This window comes from Paenibacillus etheri (assembly GCF_001012825.1).
Classification (GTDB): Bacteria; Bacillota; Bacilli; order Paenibacillales; family Paenibacillaceae; genus Paenibacillus_AQ; species Paenibacillus_AQ etheri.
Map to the genome: position 1 here is coordinate 146,091 of NZ_LCZJ02000012.1, position 22,626 is coordinate 168,716.

Annotated in this window: 22 protein-coding genes and 1 pseudogene; 16 read left to right on the plus strand and 7 right to left on the minus strand. The window is 43.0% G+C overall.

Annotation, left to right across the window (positions count from 1 at the left end; all coding sequences use genetic code 11):
• Positions 1–812 precede the first annotated feature (812 nt).
• A complete protein-coding gene (locus UQ64_RS31510; protein WP_209445676.1) occupies positions 813–968 on the plus strand; it encodes a hypothetical protein in 156 nt (51 codons plus the stop codon).
• Positions 969–1,519: 551 nt separating this feature from the next.
• Here UQ64_RS31510 and UQ64_RS32640 read toward each other — a convergent pair.
• Positions 1,520–3,445 (minus strand): ATP-binding protein, encoded by a 1,926-nt coding sequence (locus tag UQ64_RS32640; RefSeq protein WP_342447558.1) that lies wholly within the window; start codon positions 3,443–3,445, stop codon positions 1,520–1,522.
• On the minus strand, positions 3,438–4,151 hold the full coding sequence (locus tag UQ64_RS01230; protein WP_060621734.1) for a response regulator transcription factor: 714 nt from the start codon (positions 4,149–4,151) through the stop codon (positions 3,438–3,440). Before UQ64_RS01230 ends, UQ64_RS32640 begins: the two co-directional genes overlap by 8 nt.
• 204 nt (positions 4,152–4,355) lie before the next feature.
• Here UQ64_RS01230 and UQ64_RS01235 point away from each other — a divergent pair, with 204 nt between their 5' ends.
• Positions 4,356–5,687 (plus strand): ABC transporter substrate-binding protein, encoded by a 1,332-nt coding sequence (locus tag UQ64_RS01235; RefSeq protein ID WP_060621735.1) that lies wholly within the window; start codon positions 4,356–4,358, stop codon positions 5,685–5,687.
• 219 nt (positions 5,688–5,906) lie between these two features.
• A complete protein-coding gene (locus tag UQ64_RS01240) occupies positions 5,907–7,277 on the plus strand; it encodes an ABC transporter substrate-binding protein (RefSeq protein WP_060621736.1) in 1,371 nt (456 codons plus the stop codon).
• Positions 7,278–7,394: 117 nt separating this feature from the next.
• Here the strand turns inward: UQ64_RS01240 and UQ64_RS01245 are convergent, their stop codons facing one another.
• The gene (locus UQ64_RS01245; protein WP_060621737.1) at positions 7,395–7,865 is read right to left on the minus strand and encodes a pyridoxamine 5'-phosphate oxidase family protein; all 471 of its coding nucleotides are present in this window, start codon (positions 7,863–7,865) and stop codon (positions 7,395–7,397) included.
• 542 nt (positions 7,866–8,407) lie between these two features.
• Between UQ64_RS01245 and UQ64_RS01250 the strand changes: the two genes are divergently transcribed.
• Complete coding sequence (locus tag UQ64_RS01250; RefSeq protein WP_060621738.1) at positions 8,408–8,809, plus strand: hypothetical protein; 402 nt, start codon at positions 8,408–8,410, stop codon at positions 8,807–8,809.
• 252 nt (positions 8,810–9,061) lie between these two features.
• On the opposite strand, the gene UQ64_RS31880 is transcribed toward UQ64_RS01250, so the two are convergent.
• The gene (locus UQ64_RS31880; RefSeq protein WP_245237819.1) at positions 9,062–9,349 is read right to left on the minus strand and encodes a DUF421 domain-containing protein; all 288 of its coding nucleotides are present in this window, start codon (positions 9,347–9,349) and stop codon (positions 9,062–9,064) included.
• Positions 9,350–9,518: 169 nt separating this feature from the next.
• Between UQ64_RS31880 and UQ64_RS01260 the strand changes: the two genes are divergently transcribed.
• The 9 genes from UQ64_RS01260 (at position 9,519) to UQ64_RS31900 (ending at position 15,288) form a co-directional block, all read left to right on the plus strand.
• The gene (locus UQ64_RS01260) at positions 9,519–10,454 is read left to right on the plus strand and encodes a LytTR family transcriptional regulator DNA-binding domain-containing protein (RefSeq protein ID WP_060621739.1); all 936 of its coding nucleotides are present in this window, start codon (positions 9,519–9,521) and stop codon (positions 10,452–10,454) included.
• 138 nt (positions 10,455–10,592) lie between these two features.
• A complete protein-coding gene (locus UQ64_RS01265) occupies positions 10,593–11,438 on the plus strand; it encodes an ABC transporter ATP-binding protein (protein ID WP_060621740.1) in 846 nt (281 codons plus the stop codon).
• The gene (locus tag UQ64_RS01270; RefSeq protein ID WP_060621741.1) at positions 11,435–12,145 is read left to right on the plus strand and encodes an ABC transporter permease; all 711 of its coding nucleotides are present in this window, start codon (positions 11,435–11,437) and stop codon (positions 12,143–12,145) included. The genes UQ64_RS01265 and UQ64_RS01270 overlap by 4 nt, the downstream gene beginning before the upstream one ends.
• A gap of 203 nt (positions 12,146–12,348) precedes the next feature.
• Positions 12,349–12,729 (plus strand): FlxA-like family protein, encoded by a 381-nt coding sequence (locus UQ64_RS01275; RefSeq protein WP_060621742.1) that lies wholly within the window; start codon positions 12,349–12,351, stop codon positions 12,727–12,729.
• Positions 12,730–12,976: 247 nt separating this feature from the next.
• Positions 12,977–13,849, plus strand: coding sequence for an AraC family transcriptional regulator (locus UQ64_RS01280; protein ID WP_060621743.1), 873 nt, complete (start codon positions 12,977–12,979; stop codon positions 13,847–13,849).
• 156 nt (positions 13,850–14,005) lie between these two features.
• Positions 14,006–14,179, plus strand: a complete 174-nt coding sequence (locus UQ64_RS31885) for a hypothetical protein (RefSeq protein ID WP_245237820.1) — start codon at positions 14,006–14,008, stop codon at positions 14,177–14,179.
• 102 nt (positions 14,180–14,281) lie between these two features.
• On the plus strand, positions 14,282–14,734 hold the full coding sequence (locus tag UQ64_RS31890; RefSeq protein ID WP_245237821.1) for a hypothetical protein: 453 nt from the start codon (positions 14,282–14,284) through the stop codon (positions 14,732–14,734).
• Positions 14,731–14,946, plus strand: a complete 216-nt coding sequence (locus UQ64_RS31895) for a hypothetical protein (RefSeq protein ID WP_245237822.1) — start codon at positions 14,731–14,733, stop codon at positions 14,944–14,946. The genes UQ64_RS31890 and UQ64_RS31895 overlap by 4 nt, the downstream gene beginning before the upstream one ends.
• A 6-nt stretch (positions 14,947–14,952) precedes the next feature.
• Positions 14,953–15,288: a hypothetical protein gene (locus UQ64_RS31900; RefSeq protein WP_245237823.1), complete on the plus strand. Its 336-nt coding sequence runs from the start codon at positions 14,953–14,955 to the stop codon at positions 15,286–15,288.
• 182 nt (positions 15,289–15,470) lie between these two features.
• Here UQ64_RS31900 and UQ64_RS29810 read toward each other — a convergent pair whose 3' ends face one another.
• The gene (locus UQ64_RS29810; RefSeq protein WP_156417415.1) at positions 15,471–15,662 is read right to left on the minus strand and encodes a hypothetical protein; all 192 of its coding nucleotides are present in this window, start codon (positions 15,660–15,662) and stop codon (positions 15,471–15,473) included.
• Between the two features lie 84 nt (positions 15,663–15,746).
• On the opposite strand from UQ64_RS29810, the pseudogene UQ64_RS01290 reads away from it, so the two are divergent.
• Both UQ64_RS01290 and UQ64_RS32765 read left to right on the plus strand, forming a co-directional pair.
• Positions 15,747–17,108 (plus strand): annotated as a pseudogene (locus UQ64_RS01290) (SMI1/KNR4 family protein); the annotation flags it as partial.
• A gap of 42 nt (positions 17,109–17,150) precedes the next feature.
• The gene (locus tag UQ64_RS32765) at positions 17,151–17,459 is read left to right on the plus strand and encodes an immunity 51 family protein (protein ID WP_425339563.1); all 309 of its coding nucleotides are present in this window, start codon (positions 17,151–17,153) and stop codon (positions 17,457–17,459) included.
• A gap of 577 nt (positions 17,460–18,036) precedes the next feature.
• Here the strand turns inward: UQ64_RS32765 and pdxR are convergent.
• Positions 18,037–19,467, minus strand: a complete 1,431-nt coding sequence (gene pdxR, locus UQ64_RS01295; RefSeq protein WP_060621745.1) for a MocR-like pyridoxine biosynthesis transcription factor PdxR — start codon at positions 19,465–19,467, stop codon at positions 18,037–18,039.
• A gap of 172 nt (positions 19,468–19,639) precedes the next feature.
• Here pdxR and UQ64_RS01300 point away from each other — a divergent pair, with 172 nt between their 5' ends.
• Positions 19,640–20,176, plus strand: coding sequence for a pyridoxamine 5'-phosphate oxidase family protein (locus UQ64_RS01300; RefSeq protein WP_060621746.1), 537 nt, complete (start codon positions 19,640–19,642; stop codon positions 20,174–20,176).
• Positions 20,177–20,600: 424 nt separating this feature from the next.
• Here UQ64_RS01300 and UQ64_RS01305 read toward each other — a convergent pair whose 3' ends face one another.
• The gene (locus UQ64_RS01305) at positions 20,601–22,529 is read right to left on the minus strand and encodes an alpha/beta hydrolase family protein (protein ID WP_060621747.1); all 1,929 of its coding nucleotides are present in this window, start codon (positions 22,527–22,529) and stop codon (positions 20,601–20,603) included.
• Between the last annotated feature and the right edge of the window lie 97 nt (positions 22,530–22,626).

The following is a 22,626-nucleotide window of genomic DNA, read 5'->3' on the forward strand; positions in this document are numbered from 1 at the left end:
TTATGTATTAAATGCTTTTTTATGACGTTTATTGAGTACACTTGTATTATATACCATATTATTCCTTATTGAGTTTGGAAATTTAGTGAATAAAATGGGATTTAAAGTAAAATTGGAGGGGGTTATAGAAGTATTTATACTTGCCAAAAAACAAAATTTGTGAAAAAATTCACTAAATTAGTAGAGCTTCGTAAATAGCGGGGGATTTAGGATGCTGCGAACAGAATTTCTCGGAAAATGGAGCCGTACGGCTTCACGCGCATGTCTATTGATGAAGAGGTGTGGTCTTATCACTTTTTATGTGACTTCATAATTGCTTTGTGGTCAAACACTTGCCGTTACAGACATCGCGGTGAACCTTATCACAAGTAACGGCTAGTTTTTTTTAGAAAACTCTCACCAGTCACAGAAAGATGCTTTACAATTTTTTGTGTTTTCATATGTAATTATGCCGCAGGCAAGAAATCCCCGATGATAAAAACAAATATGATAAAATTGCCACCTCCCCTTTGAATATGTCACCCAAACCGTGCAACAAGACAGGAAATTCAAATGTACAATTAAGCTACAAACTCTATTGGAGGATCAAGATCATTTACAGTAGGTCAGATGCGCCGAATGAGTCGAAGTATTCTTTTACACTCATAAATAGCAAGAATAGGTCAATACATATTTAGGGCTGTTATTGTTATGTATATGTAACAAGTACTTATATTTATTAGTATAGCGGCACTTGTTCTTGGTTCCACTGCTTATCCTTGATTGGAGTGTATGAAAATTAGTTTGAGGTCGTTGGTGCATGGACCTCCGATTTGGATTATGGGTCGGTTGCCTATTGGCTTATGAAGCTGCAAGAATCTAAGGCGCCGTATGGTTCGGTTGTAGCGGCATTGGCCACCTTAATGAAATCCTACGAGGGATCAGAACAAAATGTTATTAAAGAAGGGGCTCATGAATTTATCTCCTGAAACAGATCCTAACGATGAACAAGAATTATTCAATCAGTATCTAGAGCTGATTCCTAACATCTCCCTTAAAGAAATTCTTGATCAGACCGAGGAAGCAAGGATGACTATAAATTCGTGATTACGTTAAAGCATGAAGACGGAACCTTGTTCCAGACACAGGAGTCCGACATAGTCACTGATAAGTTCACCTACACAGTTAAAAGAGTTGACGGTAGACTAAAGGTAATGGAAGTCCCTCCATATCAACCCTAGGGTGTAGGCTTCATCGTAAATAGGACATAGTAAAAGCCCGCCCACCTTATCGATGGAGAGGCTGCAACATTTAGATACTGCCAAAGCGTAGACAAGTGATTCCAATTAACGTTCTAAACCCTGTTCATAATTCTTATAAGGCTAGGGCTCTCACAGTAGCTTGTTTTAAATGCATCCATCAATATCAAATAGGGATGCGGACCGGAGCTGATGCAAGCGACGCTTAATGATTCCAGCTTCTGGAGAAAAGGTGAATCCGGGGAAATCACATTGATGTCCATTACAACTTAGTTTGAATTCTACAACGGCTCGCTTTGGCCATTGGCTTTTCGTATATGAGTTTTCACCACAGGAATTTGGAAGCTCCAGTCTCCAGTAAGTATTTGCTGCTGATCCGGGTCATCGAACAGGATTAACTCGTTCACGCTGACTTTCAACAGGAATTTATCTGGAGGCGAGGTCCCGTTGAAGGAAAAATTGAGGGTGCCGTTTTTGGCCAACGTTACACCTGAATCCGTGACGATGCCGGGAACTGCCTCTATCGTTGAAGAGTCCAATTGAAAAGTCGGCTTCACCGATTGCTTCACCCATTGCGCCTCGGATATCCTGTTAGAATGTTTCATGGAATATTGGATAATTAGGATCTGGCCGTCGAATAAGTATTGATGAATGAGAAGTGTATATCCCTTGTCTGTTATACCGGTTAGTAATACCATCTCGTTATTTCCGCTTGTTGGCATCAGCGCTGGATCGCTATCGCTATTTTCATCCAGCTTTACCATGAGCGAGGAGGTGAATGAATTCTTAACGCTGAATAGTACCACCGCACAGACGAGCAACACGATCATCGATACTGCGGCTACCCTAGATTGGAATAAGCTTCTATGCTGAGGTGATATTCTTTGTTCCGGCACCAGGCCTTGCTCGGGGAGCACGGTCGGTAACATTTTAAATTCATTATGAACTATATCCGGAGCAGCCGTATGCGCCTGATTGAGGCCGGAACTCGAGAACCTTGTCTCAAATATCGTTGCCTTCTTGCTGCTGTGTACAGTGATACTCCCTCCGTGTACCTCGATAATGCTTTTGGCGATAGCCAGTCCGAGACCTGTACCCCCGGTCTGCTTCGACCTGGAGCGCTCCACCCGATAAAAGCGGTCGAAAATAAAGGGCAAGTCCCGTTCCGGAATGGGGTCTCCGTAATTTTGGATACGCACGACCAGCACATCTCCATCCTTAGCAATATCGATATCAATATATTTGCCCGCCTTCCCGTACTGTATGGCATTGGCGATTATATTCTCGTACGCCCGTACCAGCAACCCCCCGTCCGCTTGGATCTTAAATTCTCCTTCTTGCATGTTCAGCCTGATCTCCATACCTGCGTTCTCCGTAACCGGGACGAATTCCTCTTCCAGCTGACAAATCAACCCGGCGATATCGAGCTCGCTCAGTTCCAGAGGCATGCCGTTGTTGATTCGCGTATATTCGAACAGTTCGTCGATCAAGCGCCGAAGCGACAAGGATTTCTCATACGCGATGTTGATGTAATAACGCATCTCCAGTTCATCCTGATACCGATCCTCCTCAATCACTTCTAGAAAACCGAGAATCGAAGTCAGTGGAGTGCGTAGGTCATGCGATACACCGGTAATTAAGTCATTTTTGGTCTTTTCCGCTTTGCGCTCCTCTGCTATCGAATGCTTCAACTGCATACTCATCTGGTTGATACTGAATGCGACCTCGCCCAATTTGTTACTAGGAATTTCTGGAATTTGATGTCCGAACTGCCCGTTAGCAATCTCCTCTAAACCACGGGTAATTTCCTCCAGATAATGATCCCATTCGCTGCTGAGCTGATTCACACTCTCTGCGACAACGCTTAACTCATCCTTGCCCCTGACCGTCACCACGCGCCCGAACCGGCCTGCCAATATTTCCTGCAACCCTGCGTTGATTTCGCGCAAATCCTGAACCAAACGAAGGCTGGCAAGGAAGAAAGTAATGGGAAAGAGAATGATACCGGTTATGATCATCACGCGAACGGATCCGGCATGCTCAATGCTCCAATTGATCGGGACAGCCACGTATTTGATTTTTTGCAGCTCTCCCGCCATGAAATACCCGAAAAAAATGGCTGCGCCTGTTAAGACCAGGCTTGCAACCATAATCAGCATTAATCTCCAACGAATCGTATACAGCCACTGTAGTCGGATCCTACTCACCCCTTGCTTTTAGATCGTTTTCGATTTTGTAACCAATCCCCCACACGGTTTTGATTATCCGCGGTTCGCGCGGATTAGCTTCTATTTTTTCACGAAGCTTTCGGATATGAACCATGACGCTATTCTTCGACTCCATAAAGGGTTCGTTCCAGACCTCTTCGTAGATGCGGTCCATGCTCAGCACCATCCCTCGATTGACTGCCAGCATGTGAAGGAGCGCGAACTCGCGGGGAGTCAGCTTGATTTCCTGCTGATCGACCATTACCGTATGGGACGCTATATTAATAACAACGTTTTCGATATGTATTTCCTTCGCGTTAGCCGCAGCGGAGTTGAACTGGTTCATCCTTCGAAGCTGTGACTTGATACGTGCGATCAGCTCAAGCGGGTTGAATGGTTTGGTTACGTAGTCATCGGCGCCGATACTGAGGCCAGATATTTTATCGATATCCTGGCCTTTAGCCGAGAGCATGATGATGGGAATAGGATTCGTTTCCCGTATTTTCATACAAGCCTGCAACCCGTCCATCTCGGGCATCATTAGATCCAGTACAATCAAATCGACTTGCTGAGACTGCAGAATCTCCAGCGCCTCCAGTCCATTCGACGCTTGCAGGAGCCTGTAGCCTTCGTTATTGAAATAAATATTCATTAATTGAATAATTTCCGCTTCATCATCCACCATCAAAATCGTGCTTTCCACCATAGATCCTCCCTTGGTTCTCGTATCTTTCTTAAATTAAAGAGTAGAACAATAATTATAAGCGATATTTCTAATGCAATGAATAACGCCAGCAATATTTAAGGAAATGATAAGAATTTCGGTAGCTAGCTGATAAGCTTTCTCTTCTATGCTTAGTTCAGCACAAGAGAATGATCGTTTAAACAATGAATGAGTGGAGGTTTTATTTTGAAGAGAAATATTTTAAAAAAGTCAGTAATCGTTAGTTTGAGCTTTATGCTATTGGCTATTTCAGCAGGCTTTAGCCAAGACCAAAAAGCTTCTGCTAATTCAAACACCCAGGTAAACATGAAACAAACTCTAAAGGTGCTGTACGAAGACAAATATTATTTCGATGAGAACTTGTTCAAATCACAATTTCCCGATACTCAGATTCAGGAAGTGAAATGGGATGGAAAATCAGACTTAAAAGATTTTATCGCCAAACAATCCCCTGATGTTGTCATGTTGAACACCCTAGAATATAAGCAGTTATCCAAGGAGAATCAGTTAGCAGAACTGGGGCAGTTAATCAAGCGAGACAATTATAACACTGCAACCCTATATCCTGGATTGTTGGACGCATTGAAAGTGAATGGAAAGCTCTACGGGCTAAGTCCGCGCTTCAACACAGAATCTCTTTTTTACAATGTAGACTTATTCAAAAAATATAATGTCCCATTACCGAAGGACGGAATGACCTGGGAAGAAATACTGAAATTATCCGCAAAATTTCCAACTACAGGAAACAAAGACACTCGTATCTGGGGACTTCACTATCCTCTTGATAATTACACCTATTTAATCAATGACATAGCAACTTCTGAAGGGTTAACCCGATATAATCCTGATACACTTAAAGTAACTATGAATACAGCGGCTTGGAAAAAGGTATTCAGTATGGCTATCACTGCAATAAAATCTAATACCATAGAAGGCTCAAATAAAAGTGGATATGATGTTGATCCTTTCCTTATGGGAAGAGCGGCTATGACAGTAAGTACGACTAGTATGAATACTTTAAAGGGTGTAACTGCAAATAAATCTTCTATTGCAAAGTACAAACCGTTTACCGCTAAAATTGCTGCGGGTCCTGCCGACCCTAAGAACCGGAACATGACACGAAACATTCATCTTGATTCAATCTTTGCGATTCCGGCTAGTTCATCTAATAAAGACCTTGCTTGGGATTTCGTCAAATTTTATAACGGAGCGGATTTTGCTAAATTCAAATCTGAGGTGCCTTCAGATTATTCCCTATCACGAACGGATTATAGTAATGAATACAAAGGATTTAGTATGGAGGCCTTCTATAAATTAAAACCAAATCTGGAAACACCACCATATATCAATCCAATAGGAATCCCATTTAACAATGCACAGTATTCAGTTATCCTGCAGAGTGAAGTTAAACAGGTAGTAAGCAACAAAAAGACACTAGACAAAGCGCTGGCTTCCATTCAAACCCAAGTTCAAAAGAGCCTTGATGATGCTGTGAAAAAGCAAAAAGCGAAGAAATAACTCAGGAGCCTTAGCTCGCTGAAAACGCCCTTATAGGCATAATAGCCCATTCTTAGATGGCTTCTATCTGGGAATGGGTCCTTTTTTGTCCGCGCTTCTCGGCCTTATTTAAGGAAATGATAAGAATTTCAGTAGCTAGCTTATAAGCTTTCTATTCTATACTTGGGTCCATACAAGCGAATAACCGTTTGAAATAACAATTGAGTGGAGGTTTTATTTTTGAAACACAATTTATTACAGAAGGTTATGCTTACTAGTCTCAGTGTGATGTTAATCGGTACTTCAGCAGGTCTTGGCACAGGTAAACAAGTTTCCGCTAATTCGGGTAGCCAGGCCCATACGAAAGACACTTTAAAAGTATTGTACTGGAACGCAGACGATTTCAATAGGACTTATGGGAATCTGTTCAGTAAGAAGTACCCGGATACAGACATCCAAGTAGTTGCGCCTGCAGGTTCGAGTGCGATTACGGATTACAACGCAGCGATCCAAAAGTATTCGCCAGATCTTGTAATGCTGCCCCCATACCATTATAAGCAACTGTCTAAAGATAAAAAGCTGGTAGATTTAGAAACGTTAATTAAGCGGGATAGTTATGACACGACAACATTAAACCCTGGCTTGCTTGATGAATTGAAGAAACAAGGCGGCGGCAAACTTTATGGGTTAAGCCCAAAAGTGGAGTCGTATGCTCTTCTGTATAATGCGGACTTATTTAAAAAGCACAATGTTAAAGCACCAAGTGACGGAATGACGTGGGAAGAAATATTGAAGCTTGCTAAGAAATTCCCTACTAAGGGGGATAAGAATACCCGAATTTGGGGCTTAAGCGCCTCCGGATCCAGCAATTTGGTAATGGATATTGCTAAAACAGAAGGGTTAACGTATATGGATCCAAATACTCTTACGGCTACTGCGAATACAACTGCGTGGAAAAATGCCTATCGTATAGCGAGCGAGGCCACGAAGTCGGGGGTACTTGACGAAAGGATCACTCTGTCGGGTAAAAGTCACTTGGAGAGCAGCCCGTTCATTATGGGACGATCCGCTATGATAGTAGCCTCTATCAGTCAGCTGCAGTCCTTGCAAAAAGCAAAAAACAATGTAAAGAATTATAAACCGTTTACGCTTGGTATTGCTGCCGGTCCTGCGGATTCTAAGGATCGAAAGTCAACAGGAAACGTTCTTATTAGTGAGATATTCGCGATTCCAGCAGGTGCATCGAATGTGGATGCTGCTTGGAATTTGATTAAATATTTCAATGGGGATGACTTCGCTAACGAATACTATAAACCCAATACCTCTAATAATAGTATTGGTGCCCCTCTGTCCCGAATGATTAAGGAGTACTCTGGTTACAAGCTGGATGCGTTCTATAAATTAAAACCTAATTTGGATTCAGCTATAGCAAGTTATGTTCTCATGAACAAGTCAGCAAATTTCGAGTTAAATTTCCGGTCAGTTCTATTTAAAGTACTGACACAGGTAGTAAACGGGAGGAAAACATTGGAGAAAGCAACTGCTGCTATTCAATTAAGCACTCAAGCTGACGCTGATAAGCTGGCAAAGGCTCTGAAGGCAAAGAAATAAAATACTAAGAATCATTACAGAGTATGAAAAGTGAGGAAGTCTGATTCGGACGTGGTTGTGATCCGGGTCGTCTCGGGCGACGACTGTTTTGGACGCCGAGGGAACCACATAGACCACTTAATTTGCCGTCTTATTGACAAAGTCAATCTCATTTCTGATCCCTTTGTGGGCGTCATTCCATAGGCCCTTTGTCAGGCGAATGCGTAGCAGGCATGTGTTAGGGTCTTCGTCGTTATTGGCTTCGTTATACCACTCGGCGAATATTGTGCGCAGCTTTGTCATCATCTCCGCGTTTTTCTCGTCACATACCCAGCCCAGGTTTTCACCGATACCATAGGCCGTAAAGTTTTCGACGATGATACAAACGGCGACTTCGGGGTTTTGGGCGATCTGCTGCATCTTGCCTGAGGTCGCGTAGGTGACGGTGTAGAACGCGCCGTCCTCATAATAGGCGTCCACAATGCGGGCAGCGGGACGGCTTTTGCCATCGGCCCCCGGTTCCAGCGCGATAGTGGACAGAGAGATCAGACCGTCCTTGTTGCCCGCTTGTTCTTCCAGCAGCTTCATGGCTTCGTCGTATTTGCTCATTTTATTACCTCCTAAAGTGTAATAAGGCATAAACATTATTAAGCTTATCATTGTAAAATCTTATTGCATGTGAAGAATAATACGACAAAATATTAATTCGCTATCATAATCCTCTGCTCGACTATGTATGGTTCAACTGATAGAGTCTTAAAATAGTACACTTAGCAATAGTATAAGGTACTCGAGCAGGTGCCCTTCGATTTCGTTTTATTGATGATGTACGAATGGAATTGTTCTAGGAAGTTCAACCAATTAACCGGGATAACATTGCGGGTTTGAGCACAGACAATACCTGTAATAACGTATGGGTCATCCGACAAAGGATGGCCCTAAAACTTGTCGTTTCAGACAGCGCGGAGAGCCTATCACAAGTAGGGCGATATTTTTCAGAGAAGCCCTCCGAAGCATAGTAATAGCGATTGAAGAATATCATCACCGTTCAGCTTCGGCTTTTCGGGGATTATTTATTGGCATTCGCCCACGCACTCTCTCCGCGAATGCATATGATGATTGTGCCTACTCATTGAAAGGAGCGATCACATATGGGATTTTTTCCAACGCCGGGAACCGGCCAATTCCCAGGGTTCCCGGGTGGACCAGGAGGACCTAGTGGACCAGGAGGACCAGGAGGACCGGGTTTTCCAGGTGGATTTCCTGGGACTCCGGGACCTCCGGGAGGTGCACCGGGAGGCGTTCAAGCGCCGACGGCACCTCCACCGCAATTCGTACCGCAAATGTCGGCTACCGCATTTGCCATTGACCCCGGTGCGATCAGACGCTGTCTGTTCCGCAACACATACATTTGGCTGAACAATGGCGAGCAATTCTGGTTCTTCCCGGTATTCATCGGGCGTAATTCTATTGCAGGGTTCAGATGGTTCGGTTTCTTCTGGGGGTACTTCGGTATTGATTTGAATCGGATTCGCTCGTTCACCTGCTTCTAAGGCAGACAGCGAGGAGAATGGTCCCCTAAGTATGAGCAAGTTTTGCGGCGATGGGATGATATGGTACCAAAAGAAGGGACTTTTACTTGCAGAAGTAAAAGCCCCTCTTTTTTTGGTTGTAGAGGGGCATTTCTAAAGTTTTTGAAGGTTGGGGCGGACTCAAGTTGTCGCTATCGGGTCGATTCTTTTCTACGATCTTACCATCAACGATAAGCTCAGTTGGGATATTGTGAATAGGTGTAACGGTTACTTTTACATCCTTTTTTTGTTGCAGGCAGCAGTTCTTTCTTTTTTCAACACGCTGAGTTTACCGTCAGGTTCCAGTATTGCAAACTCGACTTCTTCGGGTGAGAAGATGTCTTTATTCCGGAGCAACATGCTTAAATCGTCGATGTTGAGGTGCTGCTTAGCCAAATCCTTTTCCAGAATCCTGCCTTGTTTGACGAGAATCGTAGGTTGGCCGTCGAGAATCTTACGTGCTCTGACGGAGCGCAATCCGATCAATGCAACGCTGAAAGCTAAGAGCGACCATAAAATCAAGCTAGATATTCCTTGCAGCAGCGTGATTTGTCTGTTGACGATAATTTCCGCAGTGCTGGAGCCGAAGGTAATTCCTGTTATATATTACATCGGCAGAAACTGACAAAAAAGTATCTCACCCTTATAATTGTTTTATATATCCTAAAGTGGCACTGACCGGGAGGACGGCATGCAATTTCAACCAATTTATTATAATGGAGAATTACTTCTACCGAAGATCGAATTCAATATGACACCGAACCAATCGATTGGCATTATAACGGACTTGAAGCGGAAACAGCTTTTAATGAGTCAATTAGTGGATCATTCTCATTATTATATATTTCGAGCTGGGCAAAGCGAGTATTTGCGTTTAACGGTGGAAGAGCTAATCACTTTTCTAATTAGGGTAACAGAGAGAAATGAGCGTGTCGCTTTGTTGATGGATTATTTTGCTTTAAAAGAAGAACGGAAGATAAAGATCAAGGATCTAAGCTCATCGAAAAGGATGTATGTGACATTGCTGCGAGTCTTTTTTGCGCGTCAGCCTGTACTTGTACTGGAGGAACCCTATTTTTACTTGGAAGAGCAAGATCGTCGTCAATTTAAACGGATTTTAGATGATCTTACCAAAGAAAAGCAGATTTTAATTTTAACTTCAAATTTAGAGGATGGAATTATTTCCTGTGATGCAATTTATCGGTTGAACGAATCCGGATTTCATCCACTCGATATCCAGGACTCCGAGGAGGATAAGCAGGAAGTACAGAAACAAGACGAGGCCAATATAACCTTGCAGAAGATCTCTACCAAAAGAAATGACAAAGTGATTTTATTTAATCCGCCTGAAATTGATTTTATAGAAAGTGTAGAGGGTTCAATCCTTGTTCATGTGGGCGGGGAAAATTATGACTGTGCGTTGACGCTGACCGAGCTTGAGCAGAGATTATTAAATTTCGGTTTTTTTAGGTGTCACCGATCCTACATCGTTAATCTGCAAAAAGTAAGAGAAATTATTACATGGACGAAAAATAGCTACAGCTTGCGATTAAATACAGGTCAAGATGCTGTGGTTCCGTTATCCCGTTCAAAATTGCAGGAATTAAAAGCACTTCTTAATATTTAATTTCCGGGGAAATGTCGAACCCATTAAATACTCGGTGGTACAATTCAGGCGATAACAGCTACATTTCGGCGCGTTTTGATGGCAGGAAGCATGTAATCTGTATATGTTTAAGCCAAAAATGCTAAGGATGTGGAGTTCATGGATGTTATCGAGGTAGAACGTATCCGCAAGAGTTTTGGACATAAGGATGCGTTAGCAGATGTGTCTTTTTCAATTCCTAAGGGAGAAATTTTTGGTTTCCTGGGTCCGAGTGGTGCAGGCAAAACAACATTAATCAAGATTTTAACAGCACAGTTAAATCCGACAAGTGGACAGGCAAGTGTATTTAACCAACCGGCGGAGAGGATGCAGCAGTCTGCCCAGAAGATGCGCTTTGGCATTCTGACGGATAACAGTGGTCTATATGAGCGATTATCAGTTGAGGAAAATCTGGAGCTGTATCGTAAGTTATATGATCTTCCCAAATCTGCGGTCGATAAGGTGCTGCAGTTTGTGAACTTAAGCGGAGAGCGCAAAAAGAAAACCAATCTCTTATCGAAAGGGATGCGTCAGCGTGTTATGCTGGCCTGCTCAATTATCCATGAGCCGGAATTATTATTCTTAGATGAACCTACCTCGGCTTTGGACCCGGTAAACTCAGCACATATTTATAAAGGCTTACACTACTTGAATGAGAAAGGGACAACGATTTTTTTGACTACGCATGATATGGCTGAAGCAGAATTGATGTGCAACCGTGTAGCGATTCTGTATCAGGGACAAATCCAAACCATAGGCTCACCAAAGGAACTTAAACGACAGCACCGGGAAAATGTAATTTGTGTTGACTTAATCAATGGGGAATCCTACGAGCTCCCGATTAATGAGGGAACGGCTGATCAAATAGCGGATTGGATGAGACAGGGCCTCATTGACCGGTTAGAGACGAAAGAGCCCAGTCTGGGTGATATTTTTATTAAAATGACAGGAAGTGAGCTACTATGAGTATCTCATTAAAACGTGCCCGGGCGATATTTGTGAAGGATTACAAAGAGTTTTCACGTAATTATGCTCTCTCCATTATGCTGATTTTTCCTATTATTATCGCTCTGATTTTCAAGAGGGCAGGTGCGTCTTTACCTGGAGCCAGCGGTTTTCTTTTTAATAGTTCGTTTGTATTGCTAACATGTTTCGCACAAGCCTGCTTGATTGCGGAAGAAAAGGAGCGTAACACTTTACGGTCATTAATGATGACTCCAGCCACGACCATGGATGTTCTAATCGGTAAAAGCGCTTTAGTCTTTGTAATGTCTGCTGTTGTTCTCGCTATTTCTACATTATTATTTGGCTATGAGCCAGCTAATATATGGGCGTTTGTGGCAGTGATCATTCTTTCGATTATTCTGTACACTGCAGCCGGGACGATCTGCGGTTTATTCTCCAAGACGTTGCTTGAAGCCTCATTATCTATACTCCCTGTGGCGTTCATATTTATGGGGGCACCGTGGGGAGCAGTACTAGTGAAGGATTATCCGGTCTTCAAAGTGCTGGATTACATGCCAAGCAGTCAGCTTGTGCATCTGCTGGGTCTAAGCAATACAGGTTATACGACGGGCGATGTATTGAAACCTCTCCTCATTAATTTGGCATGGACGGTTATATTAACAGTAGTGTCTGTCATTTTGTATCAGCGGCGGTTGAAGGACGAGTAAAGGAGCTCTGAAGGGACTTTAGCCAGCCTTCAGTGGGTCTTTGGTAGGGTCGAAACAAGCAGCCGACTGAGACTATACGACGATTATTTTCCAATTGAGGCTGTGATGTTGTCATGACGAGGTCTGGCGGGTAATAAAGATGATTAGAACTTTCGAATTTGGTTGAATTTGGAGTGGGAGCCAAAGAAAAGGAGGGGAAAATCATGGCGGCACAGACAGTAGCAGGCATCAGTCCGGTACAGGCCACTGCGGCCTACGGCGGTACACAGAGTGATGTCAGTTCCCTGGAGAAACAGCGGAACCGGCTGATGATGGAACTGGATAAAGTGAATGCGGCACAAGGAAGTGAGATGCAGACTCCTTATCGCCGGGAGCAGCTGCAGCGGCAAATCCGGCTGCTGGAGTCCCAACTCGTACAGAAAAGCGGGAGCAGCACCTCCGTAAATTTTGTACCGGCTTCTCCGCTTCAAGATCATCTCCCCCTCTGGGGAAATGAAGGAAAGGGAGGCCTCAAGGGCATCGGTCTGACCGATCCCCGGACAGCGACGGTGAACGCGGATGGCCATTTCGACGCGTTAATTTAGGCAAGCCAGCGAGGTGCGAAAAGCGTCCGGTGATAAACCGGCTTTTTCGCACCTTTTTTTTGAATAGGTGGCAGTCTATAATTTTTACTGGGAAAATAAAAATGAAAACTTGCCTCTTCAGCCAGCGTGGTGAACCGTATCATAAGTAGCGGCAAGTTTCTCCTAGGTACCCAGCAAAAGTGTGCATGAGATGTCGGATGGATGCCGACGACACTTGCTATATTGTTAGTGAAGGGAGGTCATTCGAATGGATTTGCTTGCAAATCTGAACGGGGCTCTACAATACATTGAAGAGAATCTTGCTGATGATATAGACCTGAAGGAAGCGGCGAGGCTGGCTTATTGTTCCGAATATCATTTTTCTAGAATGTTCTCATTCCTTGCAGGCATCACGCTATCGGAATACATCCGTCGGAGACGCCTAACATCTGCGGCATTTGAGCTTCAAACTGGAGAATTACGAGTTATGGATGTGGCGGTGAAATACGGATATAGCTCAGCAGACGCATTTTCTAGAGCTTTCCAAGGCTTGCATGGTATTCCGCCCTCTTCGGTAAAGTTGCATGGCCCCTCATTAAAAGCCTATCCGCGCTTGACCTTTCAATTAACCATTCAAGGGGGAAGTGCAATGAACTATCGTATCATTGATAAAGAGTCATTCTGTATCGTAGGCATTACGAGAAGGGTGCCTATCCAATTTAATGGCGTAAATCCGGAAATCGCATCTATGTGGAAAAGCTTAACAAGCGATGACATTGACCAGCTCAAAAAGCTCTCGAATGTAGAACCTCAGGGACTGATTCAAGCATCGATGAATTTTTCTGAGGGAAGAATGGAAGAAAAGGGGGAACTTGACCATTATGTTGGCGTTGCTACAACCAAGGAATGCCCCGAAAATTTAACGAAACTAGATGTTCCTGCAGCAACATGGGCTGTATTCGAAGCCGTTGGACCATTTCCCGATACATTGCAAAATGTCTGGGGACGCATCTATTCTGAATGGTTCCCTACCGCTAATTATGAGTTGGCAAGAGGCCCGGAGATTTTATGGAATGAGAGTAAGGATATATCTTCACCCACCTTCAGAAGTGAGGTTTGGATACCAGTTTTGAAAAAATAATAAACAGTGATTACTATTGCACTTCTGATTTGTCAGGCCATCCCATAGAAGGATGGCCTTTTTTTGTTGTGGGAGATGGTTTGTAAAGTTGAGATTGACCCTTATTTTTACATATGAGAAAATAATGGAAATTTTAATATGAAGGGAAAATAATGTATGAATAATCTTTTCCGTTTCATTCCTATAAATCAACTAGCAGATAAATTTCCGGAAGGATCTTGGTGGGCGAAGTTTTACCAGGATTTCAGTGACGAGCAGCTTGCAGCTTATTATGAAGGGGATTTGACGCTGCCTTCTCTTAATCTGGATTGGGAGCAGGCTTTTCCGTAACAAATAGAGGTAATCATCATTTTTATAGATGGGAATTTTAAGGTAGACAACCTCTATAATAAAGAAACAGATGGTGCCATAGGACTTATGGTGACCGGTAATATGAACGCGAAAAATATAGCTGTAGGCGGTCAGGAAATTTATGTTTCGGGCAATCTGATGATTGAGGAAATTTTATGCGGCTCCTACAATCATGGGGAAACAATTGTAAAAGGTGATCTAAGCGCTGCGGTTTTAGTTCAGGATGACGAGTACAGCTTCAAAGTGGACGGACATAAATCGATCGCATGCTTAGTAAATGTGTGGGAGGGAGACGGTGTATTTCAGGAGCTTCCGGTGGACATTCATGAGGTATTGATTGATGAAGTTTTTCTGGATATGGAAGAGGAGGAGGCCGATTTTTCCTTTGGCACACTGGTAACCGTAATTAAAGAAGAGCGTTCCGCACTAAAAAAAATAAATGAATCCCCCACGAGAAAGAAAGCTGCTCATTTATATTTTACCCATATCACGATCAATGAGGAAAATATATTGAAATTGACTCAGTGTATATGAATGATAACCGGCATCACTATTATATTTGGCTGGAGCAAGATCATTCCATCGGTTTGTTGAGGAGAACCATAGATGAAGGGTCTGAATGGGGGGATATTACAGGAGAGTCTCAGGAACAACTAGCGGAGATTAGCGATTGCTGGACTATGTTGTTGACCTGTATTAATATGGCTGAGCTTTATTTACGAAACATTGAGGTTCAGTATGTGTAAGATATTTTGCAACACTCTATAATTCAGGAATTATATTCGGAAGAGGAGGAGAATGACGGGTTCTGGGACGGCTCCAAATGTTACAGCTTCCGTCAAGCGCATACGGACGAGGACGGAGACCTTCTACCTGGTCGGATTGAAATCAAGACACCCGATGAAGCGTACTATTTTTATACACTGGACAATGGAACTTATGTTTCCCGGTATTATCAGCCGCCCGATCAATATGGCAAGCAGGACATGTCCTTTTTGGACCTTAGGCGTTGGGAGGCATCAGAGCGGTATTTTACTAGATTCAAACAATTTATTGATCAGAAGATAGAGGCTGGTGTAAATAGTTAGGTTTAATGACGTTCTAAGAGGTGAGAATTGTCGTCAGGGAGGTCACGAATCACGCATGGCAACTGATCTTCTACCGAGAAGACCAGCAGCATGGCAGAAGCAACAAAATAGGCGAGAGGGAAGCTTCAATATTTCCTCCTCGCCTATTCGTGTTCATGCATTTTGCTTAGGGTTCAACTACTTTATTCTGGTGTTCCTTGGGTTACCCCATGGATATACGTGAACGTCGGAGAATCGACGGCCCCTTGCCCCGGATTATAGGTGAAGGAGTACTCGAGGGTATCCCCGTGTTGCAGGTTATTTACAGGGTAGGTATAGTTACCGTTCCCTGCCGGGGAGATGGCTACGTTTAGCTGCCCTATTTCGATTTTCAATACCTACATCCCATCTGGTAGAATAGGGGAAACTATATTTCTCTATATTCTAGTAACTTGATTATAAGCTTGGGGAGGTAGACCATGGACAAAGAACTAATCGTACAGCTGACACAGTGGCATGAAGAGGATGAACACCAGAAGATCGTAGACACGCTGATGGAGATTCCTCCAGCGGGCAGAGATTACGAGGTGGTTAGCAGTCTGGCAAGAGCGTATAACAATCTGGGACGATATGAAGAAGCCCTTGAACACTTCGCGATGATTGCGGAACAGGGGCAGAATGACCATCTGTGGCATTTTCGTGTGGGATATTCCTACTATTATTTGAATCGATATGAGGAAGCGGTGAGAGTGCTGGGTATTGCCCATGACCTCGATCCGGATAATGAGAATACGGCCATGTTTCTGAAATTCAGCCAGCGCAAGCTACGCAAAGAACAACACGCCGCAGCCAGACGGGCAATCAGAGACCAGCATAAAGATTCGGGGACGGCCGCAACCCCTTTTGAAGGGATGGATCTCTCGGGCTTTTGGGACGATAGCGATTATGCGCTAAAAGAATATGTTTCTGCCCCGCCTACGGATGAGCTGATTGCTTCTGTAGAAGAAGAACTCGGTTACAAGCTTCCTGCCTCTTATATCAGTCTGATGAAGCAGCACAATGGGGGAGTTCCTTATAATACTTGTTTTCCGACGGAGGACGCGACCTCATGGGCTGAGGATCATATTGCGATTACGGGCATTATGGGTATCGGACGTGAGAAAAGCTATTCCATCTGCGGCGATCTCGGCAGCCCGTTCATGATTGAGGAGTGGGGGTATCCTGACATCGGCGTGGTGATTTGTGACTGCCCTTCGGCAGGCCATGATGTCGTGATGCTGGATTACCGGAACTGCGGGAGAGACGGGGAACCTGAGGTGATTCATGTGGATCAGGAAGACGATTACGAGATTACGTTCCTGGCTCAAGACTTCGAAACGTTTATACGCGGCCTCGTGAGTGAGGAGGAATACGATACTTCTGAAGAAGATAAATTGGAGGATTTGCGCAAAGTAGCCGTAGGCCAATTCTCGCCTTTGCTTGCGAAGCTGTGCAGCCATGTGACTGAGGTAGATCAGCTTGAGCAGAAGATCCGTAAAGTCTGTACCCGAATCATTGAAGAGAAGGGACACTTCTCCTTTCATGCGGATGAGCTTTCTACTCTGATGTACGATGTGCAGTTCTGGCTGTACACAAGCTCTTATCCAAATACGAGCCGTCAACAATATCTGGATGTATATGAGAAAATGATCGCTTTTGGCGGCGAGTTCGGTCAAGGCGGGTATGCTCCGGGCTGGATCAGCGACTGGCTGGATGGGCGAATACGGGAAGGGCTGATCGTCCAGGAAAACGGGGTGCTTCGCTTCACAGATCAAGCCCGTTCTGAGGTCATTACACGGCTGGAAGCGGAAGCTGCAGAAGAGGACGTTGCTCCTTTTATACTTGTGGATCAGAAGGGTGGAGGCATGTCTGTCATTCTAAATGTGGGTAGTTACCGATCGGAAGTGTTCGAGGCCCGGGCAGACGAAGGATTTGAAGGCAACGGGTACGATTGGGCTTCTTTGGCGGCTGTGTTTGTGAACGAATATATGCCTGAATGGGCAGATACGATTCATTTCGACCCGGAAGCGGATATGTTCTGTGCTTATTCGGAGAATAGCGAAGCTGTTAAGCGGTTCGCAGTACGGTTTAAGCAGGCCTGTGAAGATGAGACGGTGATTCAGGATCTCTTTTCCCGCGCGGAGCTCGATTGATCACAACAGTATTCAGGGCCTCGGTCAAGCATAAGGTTGAGAGAATCATCAGTTATGATATTTCAAAGAAAGGGCCATCCCACAAAGGATGGCTCTTAAGCTTGCCGTTACAGACAGCGCGGTTTACTTGTTTTAGCTGGAATTTCAAAGTAGTGTACCTTATGTATTTTGGAAAAACACCATGGAGTCTTAATCATTTGTAAATTGTAGTCAGGATTAAAGACTGATCACCTTAAACGATGTAACAATAGTAAGGGATAACATTTTGTGATAGGACAACCTAATGATACGGCAACGAGAGCAGAGGCGGTAACAATTCTAATGAAGATGCTCACTCAAAAGAGTAACTAAAACTACAGGAGCATTACTTCAACCTTAATGGAAGACAGCAAACAGAAAAAAAAGTGTCTTTGGAGATTCATATAGGAGTGTCACATGTCAAAGTGATGACAACACTCACTACTCGACAATTTATTTATTCTCTAATTATTGAGAAAATTCAGCACTGGAATAGTCATCGACATTCCCCTCGTTATAATCCTGCGCAGAGCCGCAGTAAAAGCCTGCGGAGGTGATTCTATAGGATCAATTCCGCAAGACGATGAATTCCCTGCTCAATTGATGCTTCATCTACTTTTGCAAACCCCAATACCCATCCCTTTCTTTTGCTATCCAAACAATAGGGGCCAAGAGGGTAAACACGTATTCCATGTTGTAGGGCAAGCTTTGTCACGGTTTCTTCGTCGTATGTTTCCTCGGCCTCTAGTAATATATGCAATCCTGTTTCTACTCCGCTGAGTGTGAAACGCTCACCTAAACCGCTAGTCATAATAGCTTTTGTCATGACTTCGTGTCTTCGTCGATATACATTTCTGACTCTTCTCATATGCCGCATAAAATGGCCATTCTTAATGAAGTGGGTTAGTGTTAGCTGATCCATAATCGGAAGATGACGGTAAGTCAGCTCCTGTACCTTCGCTAGTTGAGCAATTGCCTCGACTGATCCAACAATAGCAGAAATACGAATGCCTGGAGCAATCATTTTAGAAAAGCTCATGAGATACAAAGTATTATTTGATGCTTGACTAAACAGCGTTGGCAGCGGCTCCCCACGATACCGGAATTCACTATCATAATCGTCTTCAATAATCCAAAATCGTTCTTGAACCGCTTTATGTAGCAATTGTTGCCGACGGGGCTCCGACATAACGACCCCTACTGCGCACTGGTGAGAAGGGGTGGCAAAGACCAGTTTGGATTGAGGGTGAATATGCTCCACCACTAGACCATACTCATCGACGGGAACAGGCACCACATTCATTCGTCGATATTTCATCGCCATCCAAGCAGCAGGGAAACCTGGATCTTCTACTGAAACTGTGTCCCCATCAGATAAAAGCGACTGTGCGATTAAGTCGATACTATGCTGAGCCCCTGAAGTCAACAGAATCTGATTGGTTTGGATATGTATGCCCCGTTCAAGGGATAAATAACGCTGTATTTGCTCACGTAATGGTGTGTAACCATAGCAATTACCGTAAGCCCAGCTTGATAAATCCATTTCAGCAGATGCGTGGAGCAGCGATTGCCGCCAGTTTTTTTGAAATTGTTCATCCAAATAGGGTTCATGAGGACTGAAATCAATATCCACATCTAGCTGTTCTTTACCTCTGAACCAGTCATGTAAATGATCAACAGCTGAGTCTAACAAAGAGAGTGAAGGAGGTGTGGGGCCCTCTGTTTCTATTTCCTTCGTTGACACATTGAATTGCTTCCATTTACTAACTCGTGTTCCTCCTCGGCGAGAGGTAACTGTATAACCTCGACTTAACAATTCCTCATAGACGATCTGTATAGTTGAGCGGGAGACACCTACGATGTGAGCAAGCTCACGGGTAGGAATCAGTAATTCTCCTGGTGCCCAGACTCCGCTAGTAATATTGTGAATCGCTTGATCAAGCAATTGCTGCCAGATCGGTCTCTTATCATTACGAATTACTTTCATCATCGTACACACCTCCAAATAGAAGCCTAATCATAATAATATTAATTATGGATTGCTCTAAACGGTGATTTTTGGATATTTTAAAGCAATCCATTCATTGATATACTACCGTAACAACGCTGGTATTCGCAATTTGGTCGTTGCCGCACGCTAGAGTAAAAGGAGAGATATCGATATGAATTCGGTTCGTTACAAGAGCAGGGACTGCCAGGATCAAGAGAAGATTGAAAGGTTCCTTAAGCAAGCGAGATTGGGTTATCTTGGGTTAGTTGATGGAAACCTCCCTTATGTTGTGCCACTTAATTATGTATGGACTGAAGGGAAGCTCTATATTCACGGGGCTGGAGATGGAAGGCGTAATCAGGTCATGCGTGATAATCCAGAGGTATGTTTTACGGTATGTGAGGAATACGGAACCATTACAGATCCGGTACCAGCCAAAACGGATACAGCTTACATGAGCGTAATGATATTTGGACAAGCAGAACCAATCACAGATTTGGATGAAGCCACTCATGTACTTCAGGAAATGATCAATAAATATGTACCCGGTTACTATAATCGACCTTTGTCCAAGCAGCATGTGGAAAAGTATAGGTCGGCTGTATTCGGCGGTCCGGTTCAAGTTTATCGGGTAATTCCGCACCATATGACGGCAAAAGAAAGTCCTATTGAAGCAGAAAAAATGTATAAAAAGGGCATGGATACTTGACGACAAGTTTAAACACATGATATTGCCATTAACATTATTCAATAATAAATTTAGAGATTAGTCCTTAAGCTAACGAGTATCGAGAGCTCAATTAACACGACAAGGCAACCGATCAGTCAACGTGATCGGAAATCATTGTCGCGAATAGAAATATTCAGTACGAGCGAGCGAGAATACACGTAAGAACCACAATGAAAAAGATGGAGATTCCATAAATATTAAATTAATGAATAGAAAATTGATAAAAGACTTAATGCTTTTTTAACTGCCTGTATGCGTTAACGGGAGCACAAACGAAATTGAATATAGCCGTTAGAGCCAGCAGTTGTTTGGTAATAAGTCAGTCTATTCACTTATGGTCAGCAAATTACAAATAGGCTGCCAGCGTTCGCGGCAGCCTATTAAAGTAACTTCAAAACTTTCTTTAAAGTGCTAATGTAGCAGTATTGGCAACTCCTATCATCGTGATGATCAAGGTATTCACCATAGCACCAAGCCACACGTTCCCTGTCAATTTGTATAGGCTACGACTAATAATTGCAGCTGCAAATAGTAAGAAAATAAACGGAAGCAGTACCATTGGATAAAGTCTTGTTTCTTGCCAAAATGTATTACCTGTCGTAAATAATACAGCATACTGGATTCCGTTAATAAGCATAATACCTAGCACGTTTCCCAGTCCAGCGACAATCATATTTGCTTTTTCAGATGTGATATTACTAAAACTTAATATATTTATTAAGAGCGCATTTATTAGATAGAAAATAAAGAAGAACGGCAAATAGTTCATCCATACCAATAACTTATCTGAATTAAATGTAAATACTCCGAGTATCCAAAATTTAAAATCAGCGTTAAAGAGATATTCTGCCGCATATACAATACCGAAAAAAATTCCGTAGATGCATAAAGCAAGAATTAAAGTCTTTCCTGCTTTGCTCAAACCGATTTTTAATCCTAATTGTTCCAAAGAAAGCTCAGCGTTATTTCTTTTCTCCAATTTGTACTTACATACAAATAGTGCCGCTCCAATAAGGCTGCTAAACATTGCCCATATCAAGATATAGTTTGTAATGGGCTGCGTAAACCATTTTACAGACATGAAATTGGACGTGCTTTTAAAAATCACTTTATCCAGATTTAAAGCTACGATTACGCCAACAGCAGAAAAAATCCAATTAAGCGACCAGCTGATCCAAAAAACTCTAGTTTTCTTTGTGCTCTTTTCCGTTTGCAACGCATTAGCTATAGAACTGCTTTGTTTTTTTGCTAATTTTAAGTGCTTAAAGAACGGAATTTCCAACAAGTAATAGGATGCTGGGAAAATCAATAGAAAAATACCTAATAATCCAATAAAGCTAACTAGCTCTTTCCAGATCCATATTTGATTAGTATTTTTTATTTGTGGTGAAATCTCAAAGGCCTGGCTGAAAAAGTCTACTGTGTATGCAACAGTTTTCTTTGAAAAATGTGCCCATTCATGCGTTTGCTTTGGATTATAAACTACTCGCAGTGTTTGATTTTCTGCATCTCCATAATATTTAGCAACATTAAATCCCGAATGCTGCTCAGCTTTTGTAAAAATCGAGTTCACTGCGACTAAGGCCTCATCAGCATTATTGGAGAGATCGCCATTGCCTTGAGACAAATCATAATTCCCCTCATCATATTGACCATAAATAATTCCCATATTAGCGTGAATTTGACTAAATACCTTTTCACTAGATAAACGGATATTTCCCACCGGCAACCCTGCTGCGACCTTGTTTAGGGAATTAGCATATTCCTTTTCGCTGTCTGTTATTGTCTCGGCGCCTTCCGAATCGGGCTTCTTCGCTTCTTCAATTGCTGCATAATATTGTGAACCGTAGTGCATTAACGTCAACCATGCGGACATTCCACCCATAGAATGCCCCATAACACCGATCATGTCATTATCAATGTAATCGAGACTTTTATAGGCAAATTCCACTAGAGGTATCATTCCCTCACCATTTGCTGCTACTGCCTTCATGACTGGCTCGCTCGACGAGCTTGATTTTCCATGATAGTAGGCATCGAATGTCATTACTGCAATTCCTCTGCGTGATAATTCAATAGCGTTTAAATTTTGCATATGTTTATTGTTTAGATAACCATGCTCGGTAATAACTAAAGGAACCTTGTGCTCCGCATTTGATTGTTCAGGTTTAAAAATTTGTCCAGATAGCCACTGCCCATTTTCAGTTGGTAGCTTAAAATCAATAATTTCTACCTTTCCAAAAGAAGTTTGTAAAAAACCTGATAAACAAGCGCTTACAAAAACCATCAACACAGAAACGACAAGCAATCTTCTAATTATCTTTTTACCCATATAAATACTCCCCCTTAACTATATAGGTTCCATTGGAAACTATATAGTTTTTATACTATACTTTTTATTTGAAAGCAATAGCACTTTTCTAGCTATG